At 57.8% G+C, this 26,520-nt stretch carries 24 protein-coding genes, 1 tRNA gene and 3 pseudogenes; 7 read left to right on the forward strand and 21 right to left on the reverse strand.

The window, feature by feature from the left end; genetic code table 11:
- Positions 1-1,219 (reverse strand): aldehyde ferredoxin oxidoreductase N-terminal domain-containing protein (locus JCM12178_RS01175; protein WP_054648316.1); only part of this gene is annotated, 1,219 nt, incomplete at its 3' end.
- A gap of 185 nt (positions 1,220-1,404) precedes the next feature.
- Between JCM12178_RS01175 and JCM12178_RS01180 the strand changes: the two genes are divergently transcribed.
- Positions 1,405-1,920 (forward strand): hypothetical protein, encoded by a 516-nt coding sequence (locus JCM12178_RS01180; RefSeq protein WP_054648160.1) that lies wholly within the window; start codon positions 1,405-1,407, stop codon positions 1,918-1,920.
- Between the two features lie 115 nt (positions 1,921-2,035).
- Positions 2,036-3,075, forward strand: a pseudogene (gene mtnA / locus JCM12178_RS01185) (S-methyl-5-thioribose-1-phosphate isomerase).
- Positions 3,076-3,299: 224 nt separating this feature from the next.
- On the opposite strand, the pseudogene JCM12178_RS01190 reads toward mtnA, so the two are convergent.
- The 11 genes and pseudogenes from JCM12178_RS01190 to JCM12178_RS01235 all read right to left on the reverse strand — a co-directional run bounded on the left by JCM12178_RS01190 (position 3,300) and on the right by JCM12178_RS01235 (position 10,837).
- Positions 3,300-5,059, reverse strand: a pseudogene (locus JCM12178_RS01190) (Na(+)/H(+) antiporter subunit D).
- The gene (locus JCM12178_RS01195; protein ID WP_054648161.1) at positions 5,049-5,294 is read right to left on the reverse strand and encodes a hypothetical protein; all 246 of its coding nucleotides are present in this window, start codon (positions 5,292-5,294) and stop codon (positions 5,049-5,051) included. The pseudogene JCM12178_RS01190 and the gene JCM12178_RS01195 overlap by 11 nt, the downstream one beginning before the upstream one ends.
- Before the next feature lie 14 nt (positions 5,295-5,308).
- Positions 5,309-5,521: a hypothetical protein gene (locus JCM12178_RS19095; RefSeq protein ID WP_245628544.1), complete on the reverse strand. Its 213-nt coding sequence runs from the start codon at positions 5,519-5,521 to the stop codon at positions 5,309-5,311.
- Between the two features lie 62 nt (positions 5,522-5,583).
- Positions 5,584-6,387, reverse strand: a complete 804-nt coding sequence (locus JCM12178_RS19100; protein ID WP_245628545.1) for a proton-conducting transporter transmembrane domain-containing protein — start codon at positions 6,385-6,387, stop codon at positions 5,584-5,586.
- A complete protein-coding gene (locus JCM12178_RS19105) occupies positions 6,350-6,784 on the reverse strand; it encodes a proton-conducting transporter membrane subunit (protein ID WP_439646676.1) in 435 nt (144 codons plus the stop codon). The genes JCM12178_RS19100 and JCM12178_RS19105 overlap by 38 nt, the downstream gene beginning before the upstream one ends.
- The gene (locus tag JCM12178_RS01205; RefSeq protein ID WP_245628562.1) at positions 6,785-8,158 is read right to left on the reverse strand and encodes a proton-conducting transporter transmembrane domain-containing protein; all 1,374 of its coding nucleotides are present in this window, start codon (positions 8,156-8,158) and stop codon (positions 6,785-6,787) included. It lies immediately after the preceding gene.
- A 100-nt stretch (positions 8,159-8,258) separates the two neighbouring features.
- The gene (locus tag JCM12178_RS01210; RefSeq protein WP_054648163.1) at positions 8,259-8,639 is read right to left on the reverse strand and encodes a cation:proton antiporter subunit C; all 381 of its coding nucleotides are present in this window, start codon (positions 8,637-8,639) and stop codon (positions 8,259-8,261) included.
- Positions 8,640-9,401, reverse strand: coding sequence for a hydrogen gas-evolving membrane-bound hydrogenase subunit E (mbhE, locus tag JCM12178_RS01215; protein WP_054648164.1), 762 nt, complete (start codon positions 9,399-9,401; stop codon positions 8,640-8,642).
- Positions 9,398-9,970, reverse strand: coding sequence for a monovalent cation/H(+) antiporter subunit G (locus JCM12178_RS19110; RefSeq protein WP_245628546.1), 573 nt, complete (start codon positions 9,968-9,970; stop codon positions 9,398-9,400). Before JCM12178_RS19110 ends, mbhE begins: the two co-directional genes overlap by 4 nt.
- A 3-nt stretch (positions 9,971-9,973) precedes the next feature.
- A complete protein-coding gene (locus JCM12178_RS01230) occupies positions 9,974-10,270 on the reverse strand; it encodes an MrpF/PhaF family protein (RefSeq protein WP_054648166.1) in 297 nt (98 codons plus the stop codon).
- Between the two features lie 6 nt (positions 10,271-10,276).
- A complete protein-coding gene (locus tag JCM12178_RS01235) occupies positions 10,277-10,837 on the reverse strand; it encodes a Na+/H+ antiporter subunit E (RefSeq protein WP_083465671.1) in 561 nt (186 codons plus the stop codon).
- Positions 10,838-11,170: 333 nt separating this feature from the next.
- Between JCM12178_RS01235 and JCM12178_RS01240 the strand changes: the two genes are divergently transcribed.
- The gene (locus tag JCM12178_RS01240; RefSeq protein WP_054648168.1) at positions 11,171-12,952 is read left to right on the forward strand and encodes an SLC13 family permease; all 1,782 of its coding nucleotides are present in this window, start codon (positions 11,171-11,173) and stop codon (positions 12,950-12,952) included.
- A 433-nt stretch (positions 12,953-13,385) separates the two neighbouring features.
- Here the strand turns inward: JCM12178_RS01240 and JCM12178_RS19115 are convergent, their stop codons facing one another.
- Positions 13,386-13,916, reverse strand: coding sequence for a YyaL domain-containing protein (locus JCM12178_RS19115; protein ID WP_054648169.1), 531 nt, complete (start codon positions 13,914-13,916; stop codon positions 13,386-13,388).
- Positions 13,913-15,513, reverse strand: a pseudogene (locus JCM12178_RS19120) (thioredoxin domain-containing protein). The gene JCM12178_RS19115 and the pseudogene JCM12178_RS19120 overlap by 4 nt, the downstream one beginning before the upstream one ends.
- Before the next feature lie 240 nt (positions 15,514-15,753).
- Here JCM12178_RS19120 and JCM12178_RS01255 point away from each other — a divergent pair.
- The 4 genes from JCM12178_RS01255 (at position 15,754) to JCM12178_RS01270 (ending at position 19,605) form a co-directional block, all read left to right on the forward strand.
- A complete protein-coding gene (locus tag JCM12178_RS01255; protein ID WP_218185617.1) occupies positions 15,754-17,145 on the forward strand; it encodes a sugar porter family MFS transporter in 1,392 nt (463 codons plus the stop codon).
- A gap of 219 nt (positions 17,146-17,364) precedes the next feature.
- Complete coding sequence (der, locus tag JCM12178_RS01260) at positions 17,365-18,855, forward strand: ribosome biogenesis GTPase Der (protein ID WP_054648171.1); 1,491 nt, start codon at positions 17,365-17,367, stop codon at positions 18,853-18,855.
- A 79-nt stretch (positions 18,856-18,934) separates the two neighbouring features.
- Positions 18,935-19,028, forward strand: a tRNA-Ser gene (locus JCM12178_RS01265).
- A 289-nt stretch (positions 19,029-19,317) separates the two neighbouring features.
- Positions 19,318-19,605 carry a hypothetical protein gene (locus tag JCM12178_RS01270; protein ID WP_054648172.1) on the forward strand — a complete coding sequence of 96 codons (288 nt, stop codon included), beginning with the start codon at positions 19,318-19,320 and terminating at the stop codon, positions 19,603-19,605.
- 97 nt (positions 19,606-19,702) lie between these two features.
- Here JCM12178_RS01270 and JCM12178_RS01275 read toward each other — a convergent pair whose 3' ends face one another.
- The 7 genes from JCM12178_RS01275 to JCM12178_RS01305 form a co-directional block, all read right to left on the reverse strand.
- A complete protein-coding gene (locus JCM12178_RS01275) occupies positions 19,703-19,888 on the reverse strand; it encodes a hypothetical protein (protein ID WP_054648173.1) in 186 nt (61 codons plus the stop codon).
- Positions 19,885-20,274 carry an ATP-binding cassette domain-containing protein gene (locus JCM12178_RS01280; RefSeq protein ID WP_054648174.1) on the reverse strand — a complete coding sequence of 130 codons (390 nt, stop codon included), beginning with the start codon at positions 20,272-20,274 and terminating at the stop codon, positions 19,885-19,887. Before JCM12178_RS01280 ends, JCM12178_RS01275 begins: the two co-directional genes overlap by 4 nt.
- Complete coding sequence (locus JCM12178_RS01285) at positions 20,228-21,862, reverse strand: ABC transporter transmembrane domain-containing protein (RefSeq protein WP_172677051.1); 1,635 nt, start codon at positions 21,860-21,862, stop codon at positions 20,228-20,230. The genes JCM12178_RS01280 and JCM12178_RS01285 overlap by 47 nt, the downstream gene beginning before the upstream one ends.
- Entirely contained in the window at positions 21,775-22,560 is a 786-nt protein-coding gene (locus JCM12178_RS01290; protein WP_054648176.1) for a hypothetical protein, read from the reverse strand. The genes JCM12178_RS01285 and JCM12178_RS01290 overlap by 88 nt, the downstream gene beginning before the upstream one ends.
- A 2-nt stretch (positions 22,561-22,562) precedes the next feature.
- Positions 22,563-24,737 (reverse strand): NHLP family bacteriocin export ABC transporter peptidase/permease/ATPase subunit, encoded by a 2,175-nt coding sequence (locus JCM12178_RS01295; protein ID WP_218185618.1) that lies wholly within the window; start codon positions 24,735-24,737, stop codon positions 22,563-22,565.
- 6 nt (positions 24,738-24,743) lie between these two features.
- The gene (locus tag JCM12178_RS01300; protein ID WP_054648178.1) at positions 24,744-26,006 is read right to left on the reverse strand and encodes an NHLP bacteriocin system secretion protein; all 1,263 of its coding nucleotides are present in this window, start codon (positions 26,004-26,006) and stop codon (positions 24,744-24,746) included.
- 69 nt (positions 26,007-26,075) lie between these two features.
- Positions 26,076-26,516, reverse strand: a complete 441-nt coding sequence (locus JCM12178_RS01305) for a Nif11-like leader peptide family natural product precursor (protein ID WP_054648179.1) — start codon at positions 26,514-26,516, stop codon at positions 26,076-26,078.
- Between the last annotated feature and the right edge of the window lie 4 nt (positions 26,517-26,520).

Genomic DNA, 26,520 nt, shown 5'->3' on the forward strand with positions numbered 1-26,520 from the left:
CAACGCCGAACGCGCCGCCGGCGAAGTCCACGCCGTTGGCGATGATGCGGCCGAGGTGGTCGCCGGTGCCGACCTTGTTCAGCAGTTCGATGGCGGCTGCACCGTCACCCCAGGGGATGATGCCGCCTTCCATGGCGATGGCGATGGTGTTGCCCATCTCGATGGTGTCGATGCCCTTTTCGTCACAGATGCGGTCCATCTGTGCGATCTGGTCGATATCCTTGATAAGGCAGTTGGCGCCGAAGGCCCAGACGGTCTCGTATTCGAAACCGGAGGTCAGGTATTCGCCGTCCTTGTCGTTGTACTGCTGGGAGCACTGGATGATGCACCCTGCGTGGCAGCCTTCCTTGGTCTTGCCGCTGCGTGCCTCGATGGTCTCGGCGATTTTTTCGCCGGAGATGTCAGCGGCGGCTTCGAACTGGCCGGTGCGGAAGTTCTTGGTGGGCAGCGCGCCAGCTTCGTTGACGATGTTCACGAGGATGGCGGTGCCGAAGCCGGGCAGGCCCTGGCTGGTGACCGGGTGGCCCTGCAGTACGTCGACCCAGGTCTTGCGGGCGGCCTTGAAGGCGTCGGCGTTGGCCGGAGTGCTTTTTTCGTTGGCTGCCGGATCAAGGACGATGGCCTTGATCTTCTTGGAGCCCATGACCGCGCCCATGCCGCCACGGCCAGCGGAACGTGCCGGGCGCTTGTAGGGATCGGTGAACTGGATGGTGGAAGCCTTGCCGCAAAGCTCGCCGCCGGGACCGATCATGCCCGCAACGAGCTTGTCGCCGTATTCTTCGAGCAGTTTTTCGTGAGCCGGGTAGGTGCTCATGCCAGCGATGCCGGAGGCGTCCTTGAACTCCACGCCGTCCTTGGTGATGAACAGAGTCTGGAACGGGGCGTCGGCTTCGGGCTTGTCTTCAAGCACGATGGCCAGCAGGTCCAGCTTGGGCAGCTTGTGGGCGAACAGGCCACCGGAGTTGGATTCCTTGATGCCGCCGGTGAGCGGGGATTTGGACCCCACGGAAAGACGACCGGAGTTTGCAACCGTGGTGCCCGCGAGCACGCCGCCAGCGAAAACGAGCTTGTTTTCTGCGGACAGTGCGTGGCAGTCTGCAGGCACTTCCTTGTTGACGAGACGGGAAGTCAGGGCGCGGCCGCCGAGACCGGCGTATTCTCCCAGTTCCTCAAATTTGAATTCCTTGGTCCGAGTGTTGATTCTCAGAATGCGGGGCATGATGCACCTCATTTTTTGGAAGTTATATGTCACCGCGATGGCGGTGATGAACATCTGTTTGACAAAACGTCCATAGTATAGCCACTGTGAAGAAAATATGTCAAAGAAAACAGCTAATTATGCTCACTCGGACATAGTGCTTCCGAGGTAGGACTTGATTTGACGTGCCACATGATGAGGTAAGCATGCGAAAAAACGTACGTACCGTGATCGTTTCATCCGATGCGCCCGGACTTGGGACACTGCTGCAAAAGGGCGTGGGTGTTCGTGGCAGGGGGGGCGAGAGCGTCCGCCACTTTCTGGAGCGGGAGGTCGGGCTTGCACCGGAATACGTGGAACAGTCCGTGAGGACCATTTTTCTGAACTGCGCTCCGGCGGACGATATTGATGCGTTGACGGTGGCGGATGGCGACGTGCTGTCGCTCTCGGCGGCCATGCCGGGGCTTGTGGGAATCGCCATGGGCCGTAATACACTGGTAAGCGGTTTCCGTAGCGGCATCAGCGCCAAGCCGGGCGAGGTCCGGGAAGGTGACGCGCTGCTCACGGTCAAGATGTTCAACCTCGTGGCCCGCGACGCCGGGCCGGAGTTGCTGGGTCGCGGTGTATTCCTGAAGGCCGGACAGATTCGTGTGGCACTTGGGGAAAACGCCCCGGACAACCTGCCGGACGACGATGAAGAGGTTCTGCTCCAGACGCAGTGAGACACCTGCGTGACGCCGGGCGCAAAGCATTGACTCCCGGCCCCCCGGCAAGTACCTATGTCGGTGATTTTTCGCCGGACCCCGGCATATTTCCATCCGCATGAAAGGAGCCGACATGACCGAGCATATTCAGTATTCTCCGGAAAAAGACGCGTTGGTGCTGCTTGACCAGCGCTTTCTGCCGAACCGTGAAGACTGGTTCGACTGCAAGACCACTGACGACATCTGTTTCGCCCTCGTGGTGATGGTGGTGCGCGGCGCACCCGCCATCGGCGTGACCGCCGCCTACGGCTGCTACCTCGCAGGCCGTGAAGTGCAGGGCATGGACGGCGACTGGAAAGCCAACCTGAACGCCAAGCTCGATCAGATCGAGACGCCCGCCCCACCGCCGTCAACCTGCGCTGGGCCGTGCGCGAAATGCGCCGCATCTGGAACGAGGCCGGTGACGTCTCCCTGGACGAGTTGTGCTCGATCTGGCTTGAGCGCGCCAAAGAGATTCACGTCGGGGACATCGAGATGTGCAAGCTCATCGGCAAGTTCGGCGGCGAGCTCATCGACGAAGGCGACACCGTCATGACCCACTGCAACGCCGGTGCGCTGGCCACCGCGGGGTACGGCACCGCGCTGGGCGTCATCCGCGGAGCCGTGGATCAGGGCAAGAAGGTCAAGGTCATCGCCAACGAAACCCGCCCGTTTCTGCAGGGTGCGCGCCTGACCGCCTACGAACTGCATCGTGAAGGAATCGAGGTCAAAGTAGCCTGCGACAACGCCTGCGCCCTGCTCATGAAAAAAGGACTGGTGGACAAGGTCGTGGTCGGCGCAGACCGCATCACCGCCAACGGCGACGCCGTGAACAAGATCGGCACCTACGGCGTGGCCCTGCTGGCCAAGCACTTTGGCGTGCCCTTCTACGTGGCCGCCCCGGTCTACACCATCGACCCCGAGACCCCCACCGGTGATGACGTTCCCATCGAGGATCGCGATCCCAAGGAAGTCACCCACGTCGGCGACCACCAGATCACCCCGGACGATGTCGAAGTCTACAATCTCGCCTTCGATCCCACCCCCAACGAACTCATCGCGGGCATCGTGACCGAGGTCGGCGTACTCAGGCCGCCCTACAAGGAAGCGATAGCAAAGCTTTTTGAAAAGTAAGAAACAAGGCGGGGAGGCAAATGCTCCCCGCTTTTTTTTTGCCTCCGGTGGGCAGGGCGCTGCCCTGCACCCGGCAAAGGGGATAATCCCCTCAGCACTCCCTGACTGTCGTTTGCGAAAAGTGCAGATTAAAGCGTCACCAAAGTTAGAATGTGACCAAGGCACTGTTTGCGTAGGTGTGCATTCAACGAACTGGAACCGTTGCAACAAAATCCCAAGGCGGGCTAAAGAGCAAAGCTGACGACGAGTGCCAGAACCAGAATGATGGCCACCAGAGTCGCGCCTACAGCAACGGTGCCGGTAGCCACTGCCGAGCGTAGCTGCTTCTTGCCTTCCTCTCGGGATTCATCGCCCCAAGCCAATAGCGGACCGGCAAACCACACGGCAAGACGCTCCGGAAGATCCCTGCTCTGATTATCCAGTCGGGTCACAATGCCACCCACAAAATGAGCGGTTGCGGCATTCAACCTGTTAAAGAAACTGTCTGCACCCCGGTACAGCAGGTTACCGCCCTTGCGGTACAGCCAGTCCAGTTCCAGAGCTATGGTGTCCGTCCGCTTGAGCTGCTTCAGGAAGAGGAAAAAGACCAAGCCCGAGAACATGAGCAGTTGCATCTGCCCCACGACCTTGCTTGCCTTATACACGGTGAAGGCGGGGTCCATGGCAAAGGGCAGAACAGCGTAGAGCGGGTCCGGATATACGCCCAGAAAGATGCAAAGGAATGCCAGAATGCCCATGGCCGCGAGCATGTGCGGCGGTGCTTCCTTGGGACGCAACCCGCGATCCTTGTTGAAAAACACGAAGTACGGGAACTTGATGCCCGCATGCAGGAAGACGCCTGCCGAAGCAATTTCCAAGGCAGTCCAGGCCCATACCCACCCTTCGTCTCCGGCAGCCTGCAAAATAAGGGACTTGCTGGTGAATCCGCTGGTCAGCGGCAGGGAGGATATGGCTAATGCGCCTATGGTTCCCAGAACCATGGTCCATGGCATGGACTTCCACAGTCCGCCCAGTTCGGTGCATTTGCTTCGCCCGGTTTGGGCCAGAACGGCACCGGCCGACATCCACAGCAAGGCCTTGTAAATGATGTGACAGAAGGCGTGGGCAGCCGCGCCGTTGATGGCCATGGCCGTTCCGATACCCGCGGCCGTGACCATGAAGCCCACCTGGTTGGTGATGGAATAGGCGAGGATGCGCCGCATGTCGTTTTCCAACAGTGCGTAAATGATGCCGTAGATGACCATGACGCAGCCGATGAAAATGAGGATATCCCAGCCCGGGAAGCCGCGTAGCAGCGTGTAGACCGCAGTCTTGGTTGTATAGGCCGACAGAATGACGCCGCCGGTGACAGTCGACTCCGGGTAGCGTCGGAGAGCCAGCTGGAGAATGGCACGGCCGAGGCATTGACCAGTATGCCGCCAAGGACAAACCAAGCCGCCAAGGACTGCTCCGTGAAGGGCCCGAACGTCGCGCTGCCCGTGTTCTGGATGTGCAGCAGGATGCCAAGCAGGAGCAGCAGGCCACCGAACAAGTGGACCAGAATGTAGCGCATGCCTGCGTTGTAGGAGGCTTTGGTGTCTCTGGCCAAAATCAACATGGTTGAAGCCACGGCCATGATTTCCCAGTACACGTAGAGGGTGATGAGGTCTCCGGCAAAGACCGCACCCAAGGACGCTCCGATGTAAAAAAGGGCTGCCAGATGTTGACGAAGGTCGTCCAGCCTATAGGCAAAAAGGAAGGCCGCAAACGCGTTGATGGTGAATATGTAGCCGAAGACCCTGCTCAGGCCGTCAACGCGCAGGGGAGCCAGTTCGAGCCCCATGAACGTTGCGCTGCCGGAGCTGCCGGGTTCCAGACCGTGCACCACAAGCAACCCCAAGGCAGCTATGGCAAGCAGCACTTTGGTTCGATGCTTGGCAGGCAAAAGCGGCAGCAGCAACCCGCCCATCAGGAATGGAAGGACTGGGCTCAGACTACTTATCATAATAGTCTCCCGGTTTTTTCAGGAATTTGCCCATGCATTTTGCCAGGATGATGAGCCCTGCGCAGGAAGCAAAGCCCAGAATGGCGTAGAAGCCGAAAAATGATGCGAAGCGGAAAGGTGCCTTGGTCGGATACAGAAAGCCTGCAAGCACCGTGACGGCACAGCTTGCGTACAGCAGGATCCATAGGGTCCGCTTAACTGAGGGACGGCTGAAAAAGTCTGGTTGTTCAGGCATGGATTCTCACTCTCTTAGAACCGGGCGGCCATGGCGGCCAGGGTCGTCAGGGTTTCCTGATAAAAAAAGACGCCCACGGACAAGGCTGCAGTGCCCAGCAGTGGCACTAAGCACCAAGTCGGCGCCTCGCGTATGGGGCCAGCGTACTGCACTTCCTCAGGTGTGCAGAACCACGCCTTGTAAACAATGGGCAGAAAATACGCCGCATTTAACAGCGAGCTGATCACCAACACTCCGGCCAGTAACCAGTGGCCGCCCTGCAGGCTGCCATTGAGCAGAAGCCATTTACTCAGGAACCTCCGGTGGGAGGGACACCGATGATCGCCAGCGAGCCAATCAGAAAGGCGAGCATGGTCATGGGCATGCGGTGGCCGATACCGCCCATGCGGCTGATGTATTTTTCGCCCGTGGCCACGTAGATGGCTCCGGCGCAGAAGAACAGGGTGATCTTGCCAAAAGCGTGCATGGCGATATGCAGTATGCCGCCAGTGGCGGCCACGGCGTTGAGCATGCCGACGCCGAGTACGATGTAGGACAGCTGCCCGATAGTTGAAAAAGCCAGTCTGCGCTTGAGGCCGTCCTGAGTCAGGGCCGTAAAGGACGACACAAGCATGGTCACGGCGGCCAGACCTGTGATGATGGCCCCGAGTCCAAGAGAACTCAGGAAGTCCATGCCAAATACCTCGGTTACCACCCGAATCGCGCAGAACGCACCGACCTTGACCACGGCCACGGCATGCAACAATGCACTGACCGGCGTAGGGGCAACCATGGCCGCAGGGAGCCAGCCGTGGACAGGCATGAGCGCGGCCTTGGCAAAACCCAAAAGGAAGGCCACGAGAAGCACGGCCCCGGCAGAGGCTCCGACCTTGCCTGCCAACAACGGAGCGCCGCTGAAGTCCAAGGTCCCGGACAGCATGGCCGTGACCAGCAGCGCGGGCAGCGCCAGACCGATGGAGGTGGCGACAAGGTAGGTCAGGTATCTGCGAGCACCGGCTTTGGCCTCGTCGTTCTGGTGGTGACCGACCAGCGGATAGGTGGAAAAGGAAAGCAGTTCATAAAAAAGATACAACGTGAGGAGGTTGGCGGACATGGCCGCACCCATGGTGGCGAACAGCGAAATCGCAAAAAAACGCATAGAAGCGGGTTTGGTTCTGCTCCTGTTTGGACCGCATATACCCTATGGCATAGGCCGTGGTGATGATCCACAGCACCGAAGCCACCAGAGCGAACAGCATGCCTGCCGGGTCCATGCGCAGCGCGATGGGAGCGCCGGGCACGACAGGGAAAAGAACGATTTCAGGAGTGTTGCCCGCCAGCACGCCGGGGAGCATGAGCAAGATGGTGCCCAGAAGCAGAAACCCTGCAAAAAAGGTGAAGGCTTCGCGCACGTTGGGGCCGCGAGCACCCATAATGCCGGGAACGGCCACAAGGGGAGCCAGCAGTGCAATCAGTGGCAGTGTGGATTCAGGAATCAGCATGGTCTGCACCTACAGGACGCCCTTGAGCGCGGGCTGTATGATTTCTTGAATGATACCGCCTGTTGCCAGACCGATAGCCGGCAGCAGCAAGGCAATGAAACACAGCGGAGCCAACTGCTGCCAGTCCCCTGTATCCTGCACGGCGGCCACGGAAGGCTTGCGGAAGAACGCTCGCTCAAAGATTCTGAAGAACAGGAGGACGTTGACCAGACTGGACAGAATGAGTGATCCGGCAAACACCCAGTGTCCTGCTTCCAAAGCACCGCTTACCAAATACCACTTGCTGAAGAACCCGCAGAACGGAGGGACGCCGATCATGGAAAGGGCTCCGGCGACAAAGGCCAACATGGTTACGGGCATGGTTGTGAACATCCCGTCCATATCCTGAATGCGGCTGCTTCCTGTACGGGCAATGATAATGCCTACAGCCATGAAGAGCGTCAGGGTCATGGCCGCGTCTGCCAGAATGTGCAGGATGGTCCCGGTCATGGCCGTGCTGTTGCCAAGAAACGCTCCGCCCAGCATATAGCCAACCTCGGCCACAAGAATAAAGCAAAGCATGCGCCGCAGGTCCTGCTGCGCTATGGCCATGATCGCTCCGGCAATAATGGCGACACAGGCCAGCCAGACTACCATCGAAGAAAATCCCGACATGCCGGCAAGAAGGTTTTGAGGGAACACCGTGATCAGCATGCGGACGATCACGTAAGCCATGACTTTTGTCGTCAACGGGGCAAGCAGGCCGGAAGCGGCAGGGCTTGCGCTGGCATAGGCTGCAGGCAGCCACGCGTGGAAGGGAAAGACGGCCATTTTAACCCACAGTCCGAGCATGAGCACGGCAAATCCGGTCAGGGTGGTCGTGGACAATGGCAGGGCCGTCAGGATGCTCGCAATGTCAAGCATGTTGAGGGAGCCGCTCTCGATATAGAGGTATCCGACTCCCAGCAGGTAGAGGGACGCGCCCACAGACCCCACCAAAAGATAATTGAGGCTGGCAAAGGTTGCCCGGCGGCCTTCCATGGACAGCAGTGCGTAGCTGGACAGCGCCGCCACCTCGATGAAGACAAAGAGGTTGAATACGTCGCCAGTGGCCACGATACCCAGATGTCCGGCCGTGGCCAGAAGATACAGCCCGAGGAAGGCGGGGGTCTTACCCAGAGGCCACTTGCTTGGCGTGAAGCTGAAGGCGATCAGGTTAAGCAGCGCACCAACGGAAACCACGACCAGCATAAGGGCTGAGAGCGGATCTACCACCAGGCTGATGCCCCACGGTGGTGCCCAGCCACCCAGAAGATAAATTTGAGAGCCGGTAGTAAGCACCTGCGTGAGGAGAACAACTGCGCAGGCGGCGCTGGAGGCGAGCGCGCCGACTGCGATGGGCATCACATTCTTGCGGCCACCGCTCCGAACGCTCCATGCCAAAGCAACGGTCACAAAGGCACCAAACAAGGGAAAGAGTATTGTCAGAACTGGAAGTTGCATATCAGCGGCGCAGTTCCTTGAGGATTTCGTCTTCCTCTATGCTGTTAAAGTGCTTGTGTATTTTCTGAACGAGAGCCAAAGCCACACCCAACGTGGCCACGGAGACCACGATAGCCGTCAGCATGAGCACGTGCGGCAAGGGGTTGATATAGTCTGCGGGGCTGATGGTGGTCGCCCCCTTGGCAAGAATGGGAATCGTGGCCCCTTTCTTCGCGCCGATGGAGACGTACAGCAGCATTATCGAAGTCTGGAATATGCCCAGCCCGATGAGTTTTTTGATCAGGTTGGATTTGGCGGCCATGGCGTAGAGGCCGACCATCATGATAGCCACATAGGCTATGTAGTTGAAGTGGGATGCGAATACTTCACCAAGAGAATGCATCTAGAAGCCCTCCTGCACTGCTCCATGGGAAGACAGCAGTTTGAAAATCATGATCAGGGCGGCGGTGACGGTTAGGCCCACACCGGTCTCTATCAGCAGAATGGCAAAGGAGTGGCCCGTAGCCAGCGGCATGCCCAGAATGCCTGCCAGTCCGCCATAGTCCAGAAAATTCACTCCATTGGTCATGCATATCACTCCGATCCCGGCAAAGAGGAGCACGCCGGCCGCCGAAAGCAGATGGGTGGCCCGTTCGCTCATATGCTGCAGGGCTGTTCGCATGTCATGGGAGACGGCCAGCAGGATATACGCGGCGGCAAAGATGACTCCGCCCTGAAACCCGCCGCCGGGGCTGTAATGGCCGTGAGCCAAAACGTAGAGACCGAAAAGCTGGATCATCGGAATGAACGTGCGTGCAACGGTCTTGACCACCAAATCTTCCCCGGCGAGATCCAGAGGGATTTTAATTGACGGGGCCGGGTCAAGGCTTTCACGTGTGACGCGGGTCCGCAAAATGAAAAAGCAGGCCAAACCGGCCGTGAACACGACGATGGTCTCCAGCATGGTGTCAAAGGCCCGGTAGTTACCCAGTACGGCGGTCACAATGTTCGGCGTGGCCATTTCCTCCAGACTCTTTTCGATGAACCTTGCGGAAACATGCATGCTCGCCGGAGTCTGAGGGTCGCCCCACTTGGGGAAGTCCAGTGTGGTGGCGGCAAGCAAAAGGCCCGCAATGACCACAGCCGCCAAGGTAAGCTTCTTCAATCCTTTGTCCTCCGGGTTGTGCGAAACACTGCAGCCAGGAAAAAGGCCGTGCTGATACCGGCACCAATGGCGGCCTCGGTAAAGGCCACGTCCACTGCGCCCATGGCCAGCCACTGCAAGCACATCATGAAGCTGTAAACACCGAATAGAACCCCTGCGCCCAGCAGGTCACGGACGTTGATGGCTGCCACGGCGCAGGCAAAGATGACGAACAGTACCGCGAGCTTGATCTCCCAGATCATGGCGTTATCTCCTTGTGTCCCCTTTTCGCCACGGTGTGAGCCCGGCTCGAATACCGGCGTCCACCATGCGTGGGTGGCCGTGGGGCTGGCTATGAACACCAGGCCGACAATGAGCAGGATCTTGCCGCTCACGAACAGTTCGGCGGTTCCCATGGGGATTGCGTTGATTACGGCCAGTCCGAGCAGGAGGCAAAGGGAGCCGAGGGTATCCAGTTTACCGGCCATGTGCAGCCGAGTGTACACGTCCGGCAGTCGAAGAATGCCGATGGTGCCGCCCAGATCAAAAACCAGCCCTGTGAGAATGAGTATAACGGCGATTATTTCCATGGGTTACTCCTCGACACGAAGGTTGCTGTCCCGCTTGCGCATGCCCCGGGCCTGAAAATACCGCGAGGCGGTGAGCACGGCGATGAAGTTGAGCATGGCGTATGACAGAGCGATGTCCACGAACATGTCGATACGTCCAAAGATAAAGCCGATAAGCAGGATGAGGACGGTGGTCTTGGCACCGATGGCGTTCATGCCCATGAGCCGATCCAGCGTGCTGGGACCAACAATTGTCCTGTACAGGGACAACACCATGAGCATGACGAGAAAAACGCTGGTAAATAAAATGAGATGTTCCATAAAAGGTTACTCTCCGAATATGCGCCCGATTTTGCGTTCCATCTCGCCGGGCAGGTTTTCGGCGGACTCGCGGTCGATGGTGTGCACGCTGAACTCGCCTTTGCCATTGATGGTGACTGAAATGGTCCCGGGAGTCAGGGTGATGGAGTTGGCAAAAATGGTCAGGGCCATGGGATTACGCAGGCGGGTTTGCAAATAGACGATGTCGGGTTCTATGTGAGCCGTGATGTCCTTGCGGAAGACCAGCCTGAGCATAGCTACGTTGGCCTTGACGATTTCCATCATGAGCCAGGAAATGAATATGAAAATAGCCAGTATGGACAAGGGGCGCCAGCACCGATCCAGCTCGCTGGGGAAAAAGTCATAGGAAAGCCAGACGATGAAGGCGCTCGAGAGGACTCCCAAGCTCAGGTGGAAGGCGTCAAGCATTCCCGACAGCAAGACCCAGAGAGCAAAGAGAATCAAGAAACGGAAACATGTATCCAAAAGAAAGCCCGCAGGACGCTCTCGCCAGGATTTCTCACAGGCTTGCGCTGGCTGGTCAGGTGTCATTTTCTCAGTGCTCATGAATATCCATTGCCTTGTATCAGAATGAAGGATTGAAGGCTTCTCTACGAATAATGGGGAAGCATGACACTAATAACATGAAGTTTTTTTTTTGTGGCAATAAAAAACGGGTGATTATACTGCGGGATACCCGACAGGCGGAGCGCTAATCGCCCCCCCCAGGAGCTTATTTTTCAAACGTCTATAGGGGTTTTTTATGTGCAGTCATTACCGAGATATTTTGAGATGGTTGGGAATTGGAACACACAGAGAGTTTTGCAAGCATCTTCTTGACATTCTTGCATCATTGCCGGATGGTGTTACCATCGGAAAAGTAAAGCAATAGGACTTCACATGAATCCCGACGTCATTATTGTCAGCATCATTCTTCTCGTCGCCGTCGTTCTGCTTGTAAGCGAAAAGCTTCCGGTTGACCTGACTGGTCTGGGAATTGTCGTGGTCCTGATGGTGGCCGGACAGCTTACCCCGGTTCAGGCCGTTGCCGGTTTTGCCAATCCGGCCCCCCTTGCAGTGGGTGCGCTCTTTGTGGTCAGCCGTGGGTTGGTTCGCACGGGAGCGCTCAACTTCATTACAAGGACAACCATCAAATTTACTGCCGGGAGCCGGAAACGGCTACTTTTCGTCAGCCTGATACTGGTGGGAACCCTGTCTGCGTTCCTCAACAACACACCAGTGGTCATCCTGTTCATGTCCATAATCATAGCCGCATGCAGCCGATTCGGTTTTGCCCCGTCCAAGCTGCTCATTCCTTTGTCTTATATCTCCATCTTGGCGGGCACCTGTACGCTTATCGGTACTTCCACCAACATTTTGGTAAGTGACACGGCGCTCAGCCTCGGTGCTGCCCCCATCGGCATGTTCGAGCTCTCGGTACTGGGGGTGCCCATCGCCATTGCCGGGGCTGTTTTCATGTATTTTTTTGCCGACTATCTCCTGCCGGAGCACGCCTCGCCATTTGGGGACTCCGATAACAAGGCGGAGCTGTACCTGTCTGAATTGAAAATTTATCCGGACAGCCTGCTTGTGGGGGTAAATCCTGCTGAAGGCGTGCCGAACAAGTATGAATCCCTTAAGATTTATGAAGTTTTCCGAGGCGAGAACATCTATGATGTAAATCAGGATCAAATCACGCTTCAGGCTGATGACCGTATTCTGGTCAAAGGCTCAGCTGATGACCTGACTTCCATCCTTGAAAACAAGGATGCAGGTACACCCAGTTGCAGCGAACCACATTTCGACTGCCCTCATCTCAGCGACACACAGTTGGTGGAATTGCTGATCCCCTCCGGCTCCGGCGTTCGCGGCGTGACCCTGAACAACCTCTATCTGACCGACGACCTTGAAGCCAGTGTCATTGGTCTGCTGCGACGGCACTCTCATTACTCCTGGAGGGAAGCGCATTCCATGGTTCTTCGAGTGGGCGACGTGCTCCTTGTACAGCTCAAGCCTCATGCGTTTGAACGCATTCGCAAGGAAGAGGATTTCATCATCCTTAACGACGATGTTGTCCAAGACCTCGTCAATCGCCGCCGGGCACCGATGGCCATCGGCATATTCCTGCTGATGATAGCTGCCGTCGCATCGGGGTTGACCAACATACTGATAGGTGCTTTTGCAGGAGCCTTTGCCATGATCATCACCGGCTGCCTCAGCCTCAGGGAGGCATACAGGTCGGTGGACGTCAAAATCCTAATGCTCATCATCGGTACCATTGCATTGGGATTGGCCATGCAGAAGTCCGGGGCCGACATGGTCTACGCCAAGGCGTTTCTCGGCCTGTTCGCAGGAGCTGGCCCTCAGGTCATTCTGGCCGGATTCATTGTCCTCACCAGTCTTCTCTCCCACTTCCTTTCCAACAACTCCACGGCCGTACTCCTCGTCCCCGTGGGCATGGCTACGGCTGCAGCCTTGGGAGTGGACCCACGTCCGTTCATCATCGGTATCGCTTTTGGCGCCTCGGCCTGTTTCGCCACGCCCATCGGATATCAGACCAACCTCATAGTGTACGGTCCGGGCGGTTACACCTTCTTGGACTTCCTCCGGCTCGGTCTGCCCATGGTCATCATCTCCTGCGGCGCCGCCTCCTTGTTTATCCCAACGTTTTGGCCCTTCTAAACCTCAAACAAGCAGTGTCGCGATGGCTGTTGGGGAATCTAAAGATGGGTCTGTTTTGCTGGGGTCACTGAACAGCGTTTTTAAGGTGGACTGTTTTCAGGGCTACGTCGCTTGGCGGGTTCAATCCAGAGAGGAAGTCACTCTGGCTTTGGTCACGTTTGAGACAGCCCCACCGGCTCCTTCCCCCAGCAAAAGGTGGGTTTCACCGAGAGTTCATGCTTCGTAATGCTTATGGATGCTCATCCAAGAGTATCTCAAGGGCTGAAATGCTCCAGATTACAGCAAGGCGAGCCTTTTCCCACCTGCTTCCGTAGGGCACAAGCCGAACCATATGATAAGCACCTTTGCGAAGAATGGAGTGCTATTCAGTATGCATTTGGCAAGTTCGCACTAGCTGCGGTGATCGTCGACAGACACGAAGCCGCTCGAGGTCTCATGTGAGCATTGTCATGAGCCTTTGCGGATCGTCGGTCGGGGGTTCGCAGTGGTAGTCGCGGCACAGCCATGCTCCGGCAACGGCGTTGCGTTTGCCAAGCTCTGATTCGTAGTCCGTCGTGTCCGGTCTTTCCGTGTCGGTCTGCAGGAAGCGCACGATGAGGCCCGGATGGTATGCTTTGCTTGCCGTATCCAGCAGGGCCAGCGTTTCCGGCGCTTCTCTCGGGCCGACGATGGTGACGCTTGTGGGGGCGGCCTGCAGGGTTTCCAGCCCGGCGACCATGTGCGTCAGGGCGATGGGCTGGCCGTTCATGATGCCGGAGTGGGCTGCGGCGCACCGTTTGGCGGCTTCCTCGAAGTCGGGCCGTTCAAGCAGCCTGCCGAGGACCGTCAGGGAGTGCACAGCCACGGAGTTGCCGCAGGGGATGGCACCGTCATAGCTGTCCTTGTGGCGTATCAGCACCGTTTCCCCATCATCCGCACTCAGGAAGAAGCCGCCGGTATCGGAGTCCTCAAAGTGCCGTATCATGCTTCGGCGATTGATTCCGCGTGTTCAAGGTAGCGGGGGTCGAACGATGCTTCGTAAAGCTCGGAAAGCCCCCAGAGGAAGAACGCGTGGTCGTCCAGCGTGCCGGGGGCGTTGAGGTGCCCGTCGCGGTAGCCGTGGCGCACTCTGCCGTCTTCCTCGCGCAGGGTGCCGAGGATGAAGTCGGCGGCCTCGCGCGCGGCGATCAGACAATCGGATTCACCCAGAACCCTTGCCCCGCGGGCTAGCGCGGCGATCATCAGGCCGTTCATGTCGGTCAGCACTTTGTCGTCAAGGTGCGGGCGGGGGCGTTTCTCGCGGGCCTCGAAGAGCCGTTCGCGCAGCGCATCGACGTCTGGCGGTGCGGGCTTGCCGGATTCCAGCTCGTTCGGGATGTTTCGGCTGGTGTATTGGCGCGTGGCTTCGTCGCGGAAGTTGCCGCCGGTTCGGATGCCATAGTGTTCGCAGAACCGCTCGGTTTCCTGCGGCGAGAGCACTTCACCGATCTCGGCGGTGGTCCATGTGTGGAAGAGGCCTTCCTCGCCTTCGCTGTCCGCGTCTTCGGCAGTATGGAAGCCGCCTTGCGGGTCGCGCAGGTCTCGCAGGACGTAGGTGAAGATGCGGCGCGCGGTCTCGGCAAATTCGGGATCGCCGCTGGCTTGATATGCTTCGATATAAGCCATGGAGAGCATGGCCTGATCGTAGAGCATCTTCTCGAAATGGGGCAGCAGCCAGTGCTTGTCGGTGGAGTAGCGGTGGAAGCCGAAGCCCACATGATCCCAGATGCCGCCGCGGCGCATGGCTCGCAGGGTCTTCACGGCCATGTCGCGGGCATCGGCGCTGTCGTGTCGCCATGCATACTGCAGCAGGAAGAGGATATTCTGGGCGGAAGGGAATTTTGGGGCCTTGCCGAACCCGCCGGAGTCGGTGTCGAACATGCTCCCGAGTGCACCGTGGGCCAGCCGGGCGAGTCTGCCCGAGTCCGGCACATCGCCTGTTTCGGCGGATGGTTTCATTTCGGCCAGCGCCTCGGTGATTTTCTCGGATGAGTCGGTTACGCGTTCACGCTCGTGGTTCCATATCTCCATGATGCGCGGGATGAGTTCCGTGAGACCCATGCGCCCGCCCTTGGCGGTGGGAGGCAGGTAGGTGGCGGCGAAAAACGGTTTTTGTCCGCTGTCACCAGCACGTTGAGCGGCCAGCCGCCCGAGCCGGTGAGCATCTGGCAGACGTTCATATAGGTCGCATCCACGTCCGGGCGCTCTTCGCGGTCCACCTTTACGCATACGAACGCCTCGTTCAGCAAAGCGGCTATCTCTTCGTCCTCGAAGCTCTCGCGCTCCATGACGTGGCACCAGTGGCACGTTGAATAGCCGATGGACACGAGCACCGGCTTGTCTTCGCGCCGGGCCTTGTCAAAGGCTGCTTCTCCCCACGGAAGCCAGTCCACAGGGTTATATGCGTGTTGCAGCAGATACGGGCTCTTTTCCTGCGCGAGGGCGTTTTGCTTGGTCATGGAGCTCCTTTTCGGGCTTATTGCCAATCGTCGGTCTGGGATTTCAATTAGTGTCGGGTTGGCGTGAAAACGATGTTTTACCATACCATTTTACCCAGTATTTCATAATTGATGACTTTGTGCCTGTTGTCTACCCCCCTGAAAGCAGAAACGCGTTTTTGCCATATCACTCATGAAGGTGGTACTGATTGGCCGGGATTCCTTTTTTTTGTGGTTTGGAATGGGCTTTATGGGCGGACCCGTCGATGCCTAGGCAGTTCTTGGCAAAAGGGTGAAGCATACCGGTACTTCTCGGGATAACCTTTTTAAAGGGGAATGGTGCTGATGGCAGGCCAAAGTTCACGCAGCGAGGCAGGTATGGTGTATGTGGTCGTAATCTCCACTGTTTCGGCCCTGGCTGGACTTCTCTTCGGCTTTGATACCGGCGTGATAGCGGGCGCACTGGAACCTCTGGCGCATCATTTTGCCGTGCAGTCTGAATTCACCAAGGAGTTGATCGTCGCAGCCGTGACGCTTGGTGCCCTTGGTGGTGCGATTTGCAGCGGCAAGGCCTCTTCCCGGCTTGGCCGGAAGCATTCGATCATTCTATCGGCCCTGCTTTTCATTGCAGGAACACTTTGTACATCTCTGGCGCAGAGCGTTTTGATGGTCGTCGCCGGGCGGTTGGTCATGGGCTTTGCCGTTGGCCTGTCGGCAATGGTCGTGCCCATGTATTTGTCCGAGGTGTCGCCTCCCTCCATTCGCGGGGGCGTTGTCTTCACGTTTCAACTGGCAATTACCATCGGCATCTTCGCCGCATACGTCATCAACTCAATATACGCCGAGAACGAGAACTGGCGCTGGATGTTCGGCGTGGGAATCCTTCCGGCCCTGCTGTTGTTTTTCGGTATGCTCAGGCTGCCCGAGAGCCCCCGTTGGCTGGTGCTTAAAAACAGAACCGAGGAAGCGCGCAGGGTGCTGCTTAAAATAATGGCCGTTGAAAAGACCGAAGCGGCCCTGAACTCCATAAAGGAGAGCGTTCAACACCCGCAGGGCGGCCTCAGGGAGCTTTTCTCCAAGCGATTTCTGCCGCTGGTGGCAATCGCGTTTACGCTCTTCGTGCTGCAGCAACTCAGTGGCATCAATACGATATTCTATTACGCCCCCACCGTGTTCAAGGAAGCGGGTTTCAGTGATCCGGTGATGGTTTCATTGCTGCCCGCCTCGGTCAATGTCGCTTCGACCGTTCTTGGCATTTGGGTCGTGGACCGGCTTGGACGTCGGGGGCTGGCCTACATCGGCTTTGCGGGAATGGCTGTCTGTCTGATTCTGCTTGGTGCCGATCTCAATGGAATGGTAGGCGGTCACGGGCCGGAGCCGCTGGTGTCTCTGGTTTCCGTACTTTGCTACATTTTCTTTTTCGCCATCAGCCTTGGGGGAGTGCCTTATATCGTCATGTCGGAGCTGTTCCCCCTGACCCTTCGCAGCGTGGGCATGGCTACGGCTTCTTGTGCGAACTGGGGGTTCAACTTTCTGGTGTCGCTGACATTTCTCACGCTTTCATCGACGCTGGGCATGGGAACCACATTCTGGCTTTACGCCTGTTTCATGGTGCTGGGGCTGGTCTTCACCTATCTTTTTCTGCCGGAAACAAAAGGCCGTCGGCTGGAAGACATCGAGGCCAATCTTTATGCCGGAAAGAGGCCCCGGAATCTGGGTGATCCGGTACAGCAATGATTGTCTGATTGACGCTGTTAAAGATGGCATTGGCGATTTCGGAAAGGGCTGAGAACTGGATGAACGGACGACGTTTCATCCATACGGTATGTATTGGACTCGACATTGCAAACCAAGTAGGCTAAACAGCGCGCCGCATCCTTTGCGCTTTTCGCATCGGAGCGGCTCTAAACAATGCAATGAAAAGCCCCGTTGGTCGGGGCGTGAGGCACCCGGATTATGTTGGCTACTGTAGCGCTGGTCGGAAGACCGAACGTAGGAAAAAGCACCCTGTTCAACCGCCTTCTCAGGAAGACGGTGGCAATCACCCATGACCTTCCGGGCGTCACGCGCGACCGGATTTACGAAGAGTGCCGGATAAAGGGTGTGGATTTCGGTCTGGTGGACACCGGCGGCATGGTGCTCGAATCCGAGGCCACCCCCGAGCTCTCCAAGGACTTCGAGGACGAGATTTTCGAACAGGCCCGTGAGGCCATTCTGGAGGCCAACGCCATCGTGCTGGTGGTTGACGGAAAGCAGGGGATGACCCCGCTGGACGAGCAGGCCGCCGAATTTGTCCGCAAGAGCGGCAAGCCCATCCTGCTTTTGATCAACAAGGTCGATGGGTACGAGGTGGAAGCCGACATGATGGCCGAGTTCTATGCGCTCGGGTTCGATCAGCTGCCCGTTTCCGCCGCGCATGGGTACAACCTCAACGAGGTGCGTGACCGTGTGGCCGAACTGGTCCTCGACCTCGGGCTGCCCGCTCACGAGGAAGACGACATCGAGCGCGGCGTCCGCATTACCATGCTCGGTCGCCCCAACGCCGGGAAGTCCTCCATGGTCAACGCCATCATCGGCGAGAAGCGGCTGATCGTCAGCGACGTGGCCGGGACCACCCGCGACAGCATCGACGTGACCTTCGAGAAGGGCGGCAAGCGTTACACCTTTGTCGATACCGCCGGGGTGCGCCGCAGGACCAACATCACCGAGGAGCTGGAGCGTGTCAGCGTGCTGCGCGCCCTCAAGAACTCCCGGCGCTCTGACGTGACCGTGCTGGTCATCGACGGGACGGACAAGGTCTCGCGGCAGGACAAGCGGCTCATCGAGTTCCTGTCCCGCGAGAAGGTGCCGTTCATCGTGGCGGTCAACAAGGTGGACCTCATCGAACGTTCGCGTAACGACTACGTCATGCAGCTTTTCCGTCAGGAACTGCGCATCGTGCCGCACGTGCCGGTCATCATGACCTCCACGCTCAAGGGCATCGGCGTCGGCAAGCTTCTGCCGCTGGCCGAGAGCATCCGTGACGAGTGCAAGGTGCGCGTCGGTACGGGACAGCTCAACCGGGCTCTGGAAAAGGCCATCGAGCAGCACCAGCCGCCCGTGGTCAAGCGTCGCCGCCCCAAATTCTATTACATCACGCAGGCGGACGACGAGATTCCTACGTTCGTGTTTTTCGTCAACGATCACACCATCGTGAAGTCTTCCTACGTTCGCTATCTGGAGAACCAGCTCCGCAAACTGTTCCGCATCAAGCATGCCCCGGTGAACGTGGTCTGCCGCTCCAGCCACGAGAAGAAGGGCGGCGAGAAGCGTCGTGGCATGTCCGCCATCGGCAAGCGCGGACCGGGCAAGGGGCTGCGCTTTGGCGCCAAGACCCGCAAGCAGGAGCAGAAGAGCGAGACGGTTCTCAAGCAGCGTCACAAGAAGAAAAAGGAAGGGAAGGAATAAAAAAGCATTTCCCGTCCTTGACAGCAGAACCCGTGAGAGTGTATTTGCTTTTGCCTCGACGCACCGAGGCGTCACACGCGGAGAAGTGGCCGAGTTGGCTGAAGGCGCACGCCTGCTAAGCGTGTAACGGGCGTAAACCCCGTTCGAGAGTTCAAATCTCTCCTTCTCCGCCATATTTCATAAAAGGACCGATCCATCAGGATCGGTCCTTTTTTGTGCTTGCTCCCATGGAACTGTTGTCGAAAGACTCAATATGATCCTGATTATAACGGTCTGGACGTTGGGACTTGCTCCGTCTAGTCTTTTCAGTAAACCATGGGATTCTTCCGTACTGTGAACGAGTTGTGGGTGAATCCGTACGTGGTTTGTGGAGTGGAAACCGCAACCTGCTTTGGTTTTCTGGGCGGAATGACTGTGTATCAGTCTTTGTATGGTTTTGTGTTTCAAACATTGGAGTTTGTCATGAGCAAGAAGATTCAGCTTCCCGATGAGATTCTGGACGGAATCGCCGGCGGCGTGTTTACCATTGGCGGTCAGACGGTTTCCGATCTTTCCATTACTGATGAGGGCATGTCCATCACCTGTGCGGGGCAGACGTTCAAGCATACATGGTCTGAAAAGGAACGGAAGGAATTGAAGGACAATCCGACCGAATTCTCCATGTTCAAGGATGCTATGGCTCAAATACAGGGAAGTTCATCCAGCTGCGACTTGGAGGATGCGCTGAAGATGCTTGGCTTGGATATGTAGCTTGCTTTGGTATCCAGTGATTCAACTCAATGGAAATAGAAAGCCCCACCTGAGTGGGGCTTTTTCTTGAAGGGATGAACGATGTCAGAACGGTCGCTTAGGTCATTTGCCGTATGGCGAGATCGTGAAAGACCCCTTTAGCACTCATGAGCTCTTCATAGTTGCCTGATTCAACAACTTCGCCGTCCTTGAGGACGAGAATCACGTCCGCTTCCTGAATGGTGCTCAGTCGGTGGGCGATGACTATTCTGGTCACGGGCAGTTGGTTGAGTGACTGGGTCACGATCTCCTGTGTGCGGTTGTCCAGCGCACTCGTGGCTTCGTCGAAGAGCAGCACGTTGGGCCTGCGGGCCAGTGCGCGAGCGATGATAAGCCGCTGCTTCTGCCTCCGGAGAGCGTTGAGGCACCTTCGGAAATGACCGTATGCATTCCCATGGGCATTGCTTTGATGTCTTCCGCAAACCCTGCCATTTCCGCTGCCTGCCATGCGTCGTCCAGTGTCAGCGTCGAAGCTCCGATGATGTTGGTGAAGATGTCGCCGGGCATGAGGCCGCCGTTCTGGAGCACAACTCCCATCTGCTTGCGGACTTTTGCCGCGTCGACCTGCGAGATATCCTGATTCTCATAGAGGATGGAGCCGGATTCCGGTTTTTCGAAGCCCAGGAGCAACCGAAGCAGCGTTGTCTTGCCCGAGCCCGAAGCCGGTGATGGCCACAAACTGCCCCGGTTCAATCTTGAGGGAGACATTTTTGAGTATCAGTGGGCCGTCCGGATCATAACGGAAGTTCAGGTTGGCCATCTCGATGTTTCCCTTGATTTCTCCGGGATCGCCCGTAGCTTCGGCGCTTTCCGTTTCTTCCTTCAGGATCGGTTTGAGTCGCTCGAAGTAGGGCACTGCCTTAAAGATTTTCGTGGCCGCCGCGACCATGCCGAGTATGCCGCCCTGCAGCCCGCCGAACGCGGCCCAGAAGGCCATGAACGTGCCCATGTCCATGTCATTTTCACGTTCAAAGTAGATGACGCCGAGATAGATCAGCGCGGAGCCGATTGTGGCAAAGAGCGTGTTGAAGGCGGTAAACGCGTTGCCGACGCTGCTCAGCGTGTAGGAGATACGGCGTTGTTCGGCGAAATTCTCCGCCCACTGCATCAGCGCCCTGTCCTCGGCCCCGCTGGCGCGAAGCTTGGACACGCCGGTTATGAATTGGAGCGTCTGCCCGGAAATTCGTCCGGCCATACTGACGGCCTTGCGCTGGTAGTGAATCTGGATGATGGAGACGACCGCAGTCATTGCCGCTGAAATGAACACGATAAGAAGTGCCACGGTTGCCAGCTTCATATCGAAATAGAAAAGTTGGGCAAGGTAGATGAGCGAAAAGAGCGCGGAAAACATGGAGCTGAGGCTGGCTCCGGAGAGCATCTGCTGGACCGCGCCGAGTGCGTTGGCCCGCTGGGCAAGGTCGCCTGCGGTGTATTTTCGGAAAAAGCTGACAGGCAGTCGCAGCAACCGCTCCCATATGGCGGTTTCCAGATTGTGGTCCGCCCGGACCTTGGCCCTGAGCATGGAAATGGATTTGGCCGCCTCGAAAAGCAGCGACGTCATGGTAAAGCCGATCAGGATGGCCACGATCTGCATGAGCCTGTCTTTGTCCGCGCCGGGAATCACATCGTTGAAGATGGTTCTGGTCAGCAGTGGGGTGACAAGCCCGATAAGCCCGATCGTTGCGCCAAGTCCCGCAACCCATGCAAGGTCTTTTCGGCAGCCGCGCAGTCCGAAGGTCAGGATATCCCGCATGCCGAGCTTCTTGTCCGGCAATGGGCGGTAGAACGTGTAGGCGACCGGTTCCAGCTCTTCCAGCAGTTCTTTTGTGACCGGTGTTGTCTCGCCTGTTTCCGGAATGTGCAAGGAGTATGATCTGGCCGAGACGGGCAGCAGGGCCACCGGCTGCTTGTTTTTTCCCAGAAAACCGACCAGCGGGCCGCCATCCTGTTTGTGCCAGCCCTGTCGAAGAAGAACCCTGCGCGCCCTCATATTGGCGGATTCGGCTACCTCTTCCACCGTGTTCCCCGACACGGGGGTGGGGAGCTGTGAAAAATCAACCCCGAGTTTTCGGGCCACAACCGAGCAGGCTCGTACGAGGTTGTTTTCGGTGTCATGAATGCCGGACGCTTCTATGGAAGAGTCCATGATGGAAGCGAGCTTGAGGAGGCCACCACGAGTGACGCGGACATCGGCTGCGGTTTTTTCCCGCAAGGCCACCAGCTGTCTGCCGAGGCAAAGGCCGCCCCGAGGTTCAGGCAGTTCAGCGCCACATGATATCCGTAGTCGAAGGCTGGCCAGAAGCTGTCTGAGCCGAGCAGGTCTTCCGTGGAAAGCGACTCCAGCGACAGGTCGTTCAGGGCCTGAATCCAGCCTGCGGCGGGTAGCGGATACCACTGGCCCGCCTTGATGTCCTCCATGCCCATGAACAGCGTCTGGCCTTCGGATGTGTGTCGAATCCAGAGTGTTTCGTCTTTGGCGCGTGCGAGATCGAGCTGCGTCAGTTCATGATGCACGCCTTTATCCAGTTGGGTCTGTACGTCCGGGAGGCTTTCGGCGCTCCGGGCCAGTGCGGCTGAAAGGTCATTGAGATAGCCATTGACCAGTTTGGCAGCAAACACGGGATCAAGCTCGTCCACTACGCTTCGGCTAATGCGATAGGCCCGGGTACCGGGAGTGCCGACACAGAGCAGCGATGCGCCCGGATGCTTCGGGTGCCCGAATGCGGCACCACCTGCCTCCACGCTCAGGACCGGGGTGCGTTCGGACTCATTTTCGCCATCTTCCTGAAGAAATACGTCGATGCGGCCGCTGGCAACAAACCAGATGTCGCCACTTCCGGAGAGGGAGAAGGGCGAGTTGGCGTCCAGCGTGAGAGCAACGCCTTGTTCCGTGATGTATTGTTCCATGGAATTCATTGTCAGCTCTCAATCAGCCGCTTGTACGGGCCGTCTTCACGCATCATTTGTTCATGGGTGCCGCGCTGGACGATTTTCCCCTTGTCCATGACCACGATTTCGTCGCAGTTGCGGATGGTCGACAGTCGATGGGCCACGATGAGGCAGGAGCAGCCCCGCCTGCGGAGGTTGTCGTCGATTATCCGCTCTGTCTCCGCATCCAGCGCGCTGGTGGCCTCGTCGAGCACGAGGATGGACGGGGCCGTGGCGAGTGCCCGGGCAATCTCGAGGCGCTGGCGTTGTCCGCCGGAGAGGTTGGCCCCGTTTTCATCCAGCATGGAGGCATACCCGCCGGGCCGTGACGTGGCCATGTCGTGGATACAGGCGTCCTTTGCCGCGGCAATGACGCGGTCATCGGAAATGGTGGGGTTCCACATGGTGATGTTGTCGCGCAGGGTGCCCTGAAAAAGAACGACCTCCTGATCCACGAACGAGAAGGACTCAAGAAAGACCTCGCGGGGCGTTTGCCGAAGGGTGCGGCCGTCGAACAGGATTTCACCGTCCCACGGTTCAAGCAGTCCGCTGATAAGCTTTGCCACCGTGGATTTTCCCGAGCCTGATCCGCCAACGAGCGCAATACGCCTGCCCGGCGTGAGCGTGAGGTCAAAGTCCTCTATGAGCGGCGGCGAGAGCTTGGAGTAGCCGAAAGTGAGCCCTTTGACTTCCAGACGGCCCGAAAGGCGAATCTGGTCTTTGGAGGAGACTGTCTCCGTAGCCTCGGAGTCATAGAGCGGAGCCTCTTCGTATCGCATGACATCGTCCAGCCTGTTCATGTCGCCCTGCAGGGTCTGCAACTCGGTGCCGAGCTGTACGATGGCGTTGAACGGGGCGAGGAAGCTGGCTGTGAGCGACTGAAAGGCCACCAGCATGCCGATGGTCATCTCGCCGTTCATGACGCGCATGGCGCCGAGGCCGAGAATGGCCGCAGTGCTCAGGCCGGAAATCAGGCCCGGGATGGGCATGACGAGGCTGCTCCAGCGGTTCATTTCCTGAAGGGCGTTGCGGAATTTCGCTACCTGCCCTGACCAGCGGGCAAAGAAGTCCGATTCCGAGCTTGATGCCTTGATGCTCTCAATCAGCTGCAGGCCGCCAGTGGCCGTTCCGGATATCTTGCCTTTTTCCTGCAGGATGCGCTGTTGCAGGTCGGAGCGTTTTCTGTTCACCCATTTCAGCACGAAGATGTTGAGCAGGGCGAATACTATGGCAATCGCCGTGAGCAGCGGGTCATAGAGAACCATGATACAGGCGAAAAAAACGGCCGTGACGATCGAGATGCAGGTGGAGGCAAGCGTTCCGGTGAGCAATCCGGCCACAGTGTCGTTCAAGGCGATGCGGCTGCCGATCTCGCCCGCATAGCGCTGCGAGAAGAAATTCATGGGCAGTCGAAGAACATGCCGGAAGAATTTGGCCGAAGAGATGACCGCAAGTTTTGTCTGCTGGCGAAGCAGGGCCTGATCCTGCAGCCAGCCCAGAACGGCCCGCATCAGTGCGGTGAGGAGCATCCCGAAGATAAGGGGGCGGAGCCAGTCGTGACTGCCGCCGACAAGGATGTTGTCCACGAACACCTTGGAGAATATCGGGATGACCAGACCGGGGATCACCAGCGTCAGCCCGGCAACGACGGCAAAGGCCACTCCCTTCTCGCGCAGAGAAATGCGTTTGCCCAGTGAGCGGAGTACGCTGGGCTTGTCTCCGCCGGGTTTGAAATTCGGTCCGGGCTCGATGACCAGCGCAACCCCGGTGAAGGCTTGGTCGAATTCCTCATACGGCACAACCTTCGGGCCGGAGGCGGGGTCGTTTATGTATACCTTGTTGCCCTTAATGCCTTCCAGAACGACGAAGTGATTGAAATTCCAGAAAATGATTACTGGAAGTCGGACGGTTTTGATGTGGGCGGGCTCCATGCGGTAGCCCTCGGCGGTCATTCCGTAGGAACGGGCCGCGCGCAGCACGTTGCTTGCCTTGGAGCCGTCGCGGGTGACGCCGCAGTCCTCACGGAGCTTCTCCAGCGGGACGTACAGCCCGTAATGGCCGAGGACGATGCCGAGGGCCGCGGCACCGCACTCGAGGGCTTCCATCTGGATGACCGTGGGGGTCCTGACGCGCTTGTTTTTCCAGAGCGCTTTTTCACTAGCCACCTGGATTTACTCCCCGATTCCGAGCACGGTCTTCTTGAGATAGGGGATCAGCAGTGAGATTGGGCGCTGTTCCTCCACAACCACGTCGGCCTGACACATGGTGCCGGACTGGAGCTTGACCGGTGCTCCCTTGCCGGATGACCACTTGAAGCCGGAATGGGATTGCGGGTCCTTTACCAGCTTTGCCCGGACCTTGATGGGCGGCCCCTCGCGGGAGAGCATTTCCACGAGCTTTTCATTTTCTAGAAGGTGCATCATGCCTCTGGTGGAAGCGGGAAAGGCAGACACGCTGACTACTTCGCCAATGACCACCCCGTATTCCTCGCGTTTGGTCACGGACGGAGCCACGTGCATGGTCATGCCGGGCTTGATGCGTTTGCCCTGATCCGGACTGAAGTAGGCCGAAATGTAGAAGCTGTCGTCAGGAGAGTAAGTCTCCAGATTGAGCAGGGCTTCGCCTGTTCGCAGGAACGCTCCCGGAGCCTTGAACACCTCGTTGACGCGGCCTTTTTTGGGCGTAACGATGCTTTCGGCCAGTTCAAGCTTGTCCTTGAGGCTGTCAACCTCCTCTTCGGCATGGATGATTCTGCGCTCCACGTCGATCTGTTCCTTGCGCCGCTCGCTGGCCGCCTCGAAGGTTGTGGTCGGCAACGAGGCCAGTTGTTCCCGGTATTTTAAAACTTCCTGCAAGACCTGATTGTATTCGGCCTTGACGTCGAGATAGGTTTTTCGCGCTACGATTCCCTGTCCGACGAGCTTCTCGTGCTGGACAACCCGTTCGTGGAGGTCGTCCAGCCTCGTCTCGGCGAGTCGTATCGAATCCGTAAGGGTCTTTCGTTGCTGGGCTATGTGACGTGTCCGGGAAGCGTGGATGTCAGAGCCGAGCTGGTTGACGAACGCCCGCTCCTCTAGAAGGTGGTCCAACGTGCGCTGGGCTTCTTCCAACTGGTGTTGCAGTTCGGGCTGGTTGATGCGGGCCACGACCTGATCTTGCTCGACGGTCTCGTCCACACCCGCGAAGACCTCGACAATCTGTCCGTCACTCAGCGAGACAACGTCGAAAAGAGCGCCTTTTTCAACGAGGATTCCCTGTCCGGAGACCTTGGTGGGGATGGTCCCGAAGAATCCCCAGACAACGCCCATGCCCACCAAAAGCATGCAGGCCGCAAGGACGGCCCATCCCATGGGGGAGGTCACACGCATGACCTGATCCAGCTGCTCAGGAGAGGAGAGGCGGTCGAGCGCGACTTTTCTGAATATCTGCGACATGAGGAACTCGATTGCTGTCTAGGAGCGCATTATTGAGAATCACTGACCCGTGTGCCGAATGATGCCCGTTTAATCAAAGAGATCCTTGACGCCTCTGAGAATGTCGTCGGCACCATCAGCTATTTGGTCCCCGGCACTGATGAGATCATCGCCGCCACCGAGGGTGATGTCCACTTCACGTTCGGCCTCTTCCTTGGTCTCGCCATGCACGATTCTGCGTCCTGCGATGGCGATGGGACGTGCGATTTTCTTACACCCACCCCATATGCCTGAAATTGGGCCAGCCCCGACGACGCTGTCGAGCTCTTCTTCGCTGAGCTTGGTCATGCGAATCTGATTCGATTCCGGATTGTTGATGACCTCTCCCATTTCTTCAGGCGTGAAATCATATCCGGCGTCAGCGATGGTTTTGCGCAGCAGGTCATTGTCCTCGATGGAATTCATTTTAATGGTGAGTTCCGGGTCGTTGGCCATGTCGTTCATAAACCGGACAGCTTCCGTTTTGCTCATGGTC

Source organism: Salidesulfovibrio brasiliensis JCM 12178, assembly GCF_001311825.1.
Lineage (GTDB): Bacteria > Desulfobacterota > Desulfovibrionia > Desulfovibrionales > Desulfovibrionaceae > Pseudodesulfovibrio > Pseudodesulfovibrio brasiliensis.

What these genes read in the sequence shown, in the direction of transcription:
- JCM12178_RS01270 (WP_054648172.1), top strand. Translation starts at nt 19,318, where the DNA reads ATGAGCAAGAAGATTCAGCTTCCCGATGAGATTCTGGACGGAATCGCC.
- JCM12178_RS01290 (WP_054648176.1), bottom strand. Translation starts at nt 22,560, where the DNA reads ATGAATTCCATGGAACAATACATCACGGAACAAGGCGTTGCTCTCACG.
- JCM12178_RS19110 (WP_245628546.1), bottom strand. Translation starts at nt 9,970, where the DNA reads ATGGAAATAATCGCCGTTATACTCATTCTCACAGGGCTGGTTTTTGAT.
- JCM12178_RS01235 (WP_083465671.1), bottom strand. Translation starts at nt 10,837, where the DNA reads ATGAGCACTGAGAAAATGACACCTGACCAGCCAGCGCAAGCCTGTGAG.
- JCM12178_RS01255 (WP_218185617.1), top strand. Translation starts at nt 15,754, where the DNA reads ATGGCAGGCCAAAGTTCACGCAGCGAGGCAGGTATGGTGTATGTGGTC.
- JCM12178_RS01210 (WP_054648163.1), bottom strand. Translation starts at nt 8,639, where the DNA reads ATGCATTCTCTTGGTGAAGTATTCGCATCCCACTTCAACTACATAGCC.
- JCM12178_RS19100 (WP_245628545.1), bottom strand. Translation starts at nt 6,387, where the DNA reads ATGTCCGCCAACCTCCTCACGTTGTATCTTTTTTATGAACTGCTTTCC.
- JCM12178_RS19115 (WP_054648169.1), bottom strand. Translation starts at nt 13,916, where the DNA reads ATGATACGGCACTTTGAGGACTCCGATACCGGCGGCTTCTTCCTGAGT.
- JCM12178_RS01300 (WP_054648178.1), bottom strand. Translation starts at nt 26,006, where the DNA reads ATGTCGCAGATATTCAGAAAAGTCGCGCTCGACCGCCTCTCCTCTCCT.
- JCM12178_RS01305 (WP_054648179.1), bottom strand. Translation starts at nt 26,516, where the DNA reads ATGAGCAAAACGGAAGCTGTCCGGTTTATGAACGACATGGCCAACGAC.
- JCM12178_RS01205 (WP_245628562.1), bottom strand. Translation starts at nt 8,158, where the DNA reads ATGCCCATCGCAGTCGGCGCGCTCGCCTCCAGCGCCGCCTGCGCAGTT.
- JCM12178_RS01195 (WP_054648161.1), bottom strand. Translation starts at nt 5,294, where the DNA reads ATGCCTGAACAACCAGACTTTTTCAGCCGTCCCTCAGTTAAGCGGACC.
- JCM12178_RS01180 (WP_054648160.1), top strand. Translation starts at nt 1,405, where the DNA reads ATGCGAAAAAACGTACGTACCGTGATCGTTTCATCCGATGCGCCCGGA.
- der (WP_054648171.1), top strand. Translation starts at nt 17,365, where the DNA reads ATGTTGGCTACTGTAGCGCTGGTCGGAAGACCGAACGTAGGAAAAAGC.
- JCM12178_RS01230 (WP_054648166.1), bottom strand. Translation starts at nt 10,270, where the DNA reads ATGGAACATCTCATTTTATTTACCAGCGTTTTTCTCGTCATGCTCATG.
- JCM12178_RS01240 (WP_054648168.1), top strand. Translation starts at nt 11,171, where the DNA reads ATGAATCCCGACGTCATTATTGTCAGCATCATTCTTCTCGTCGCCGTC.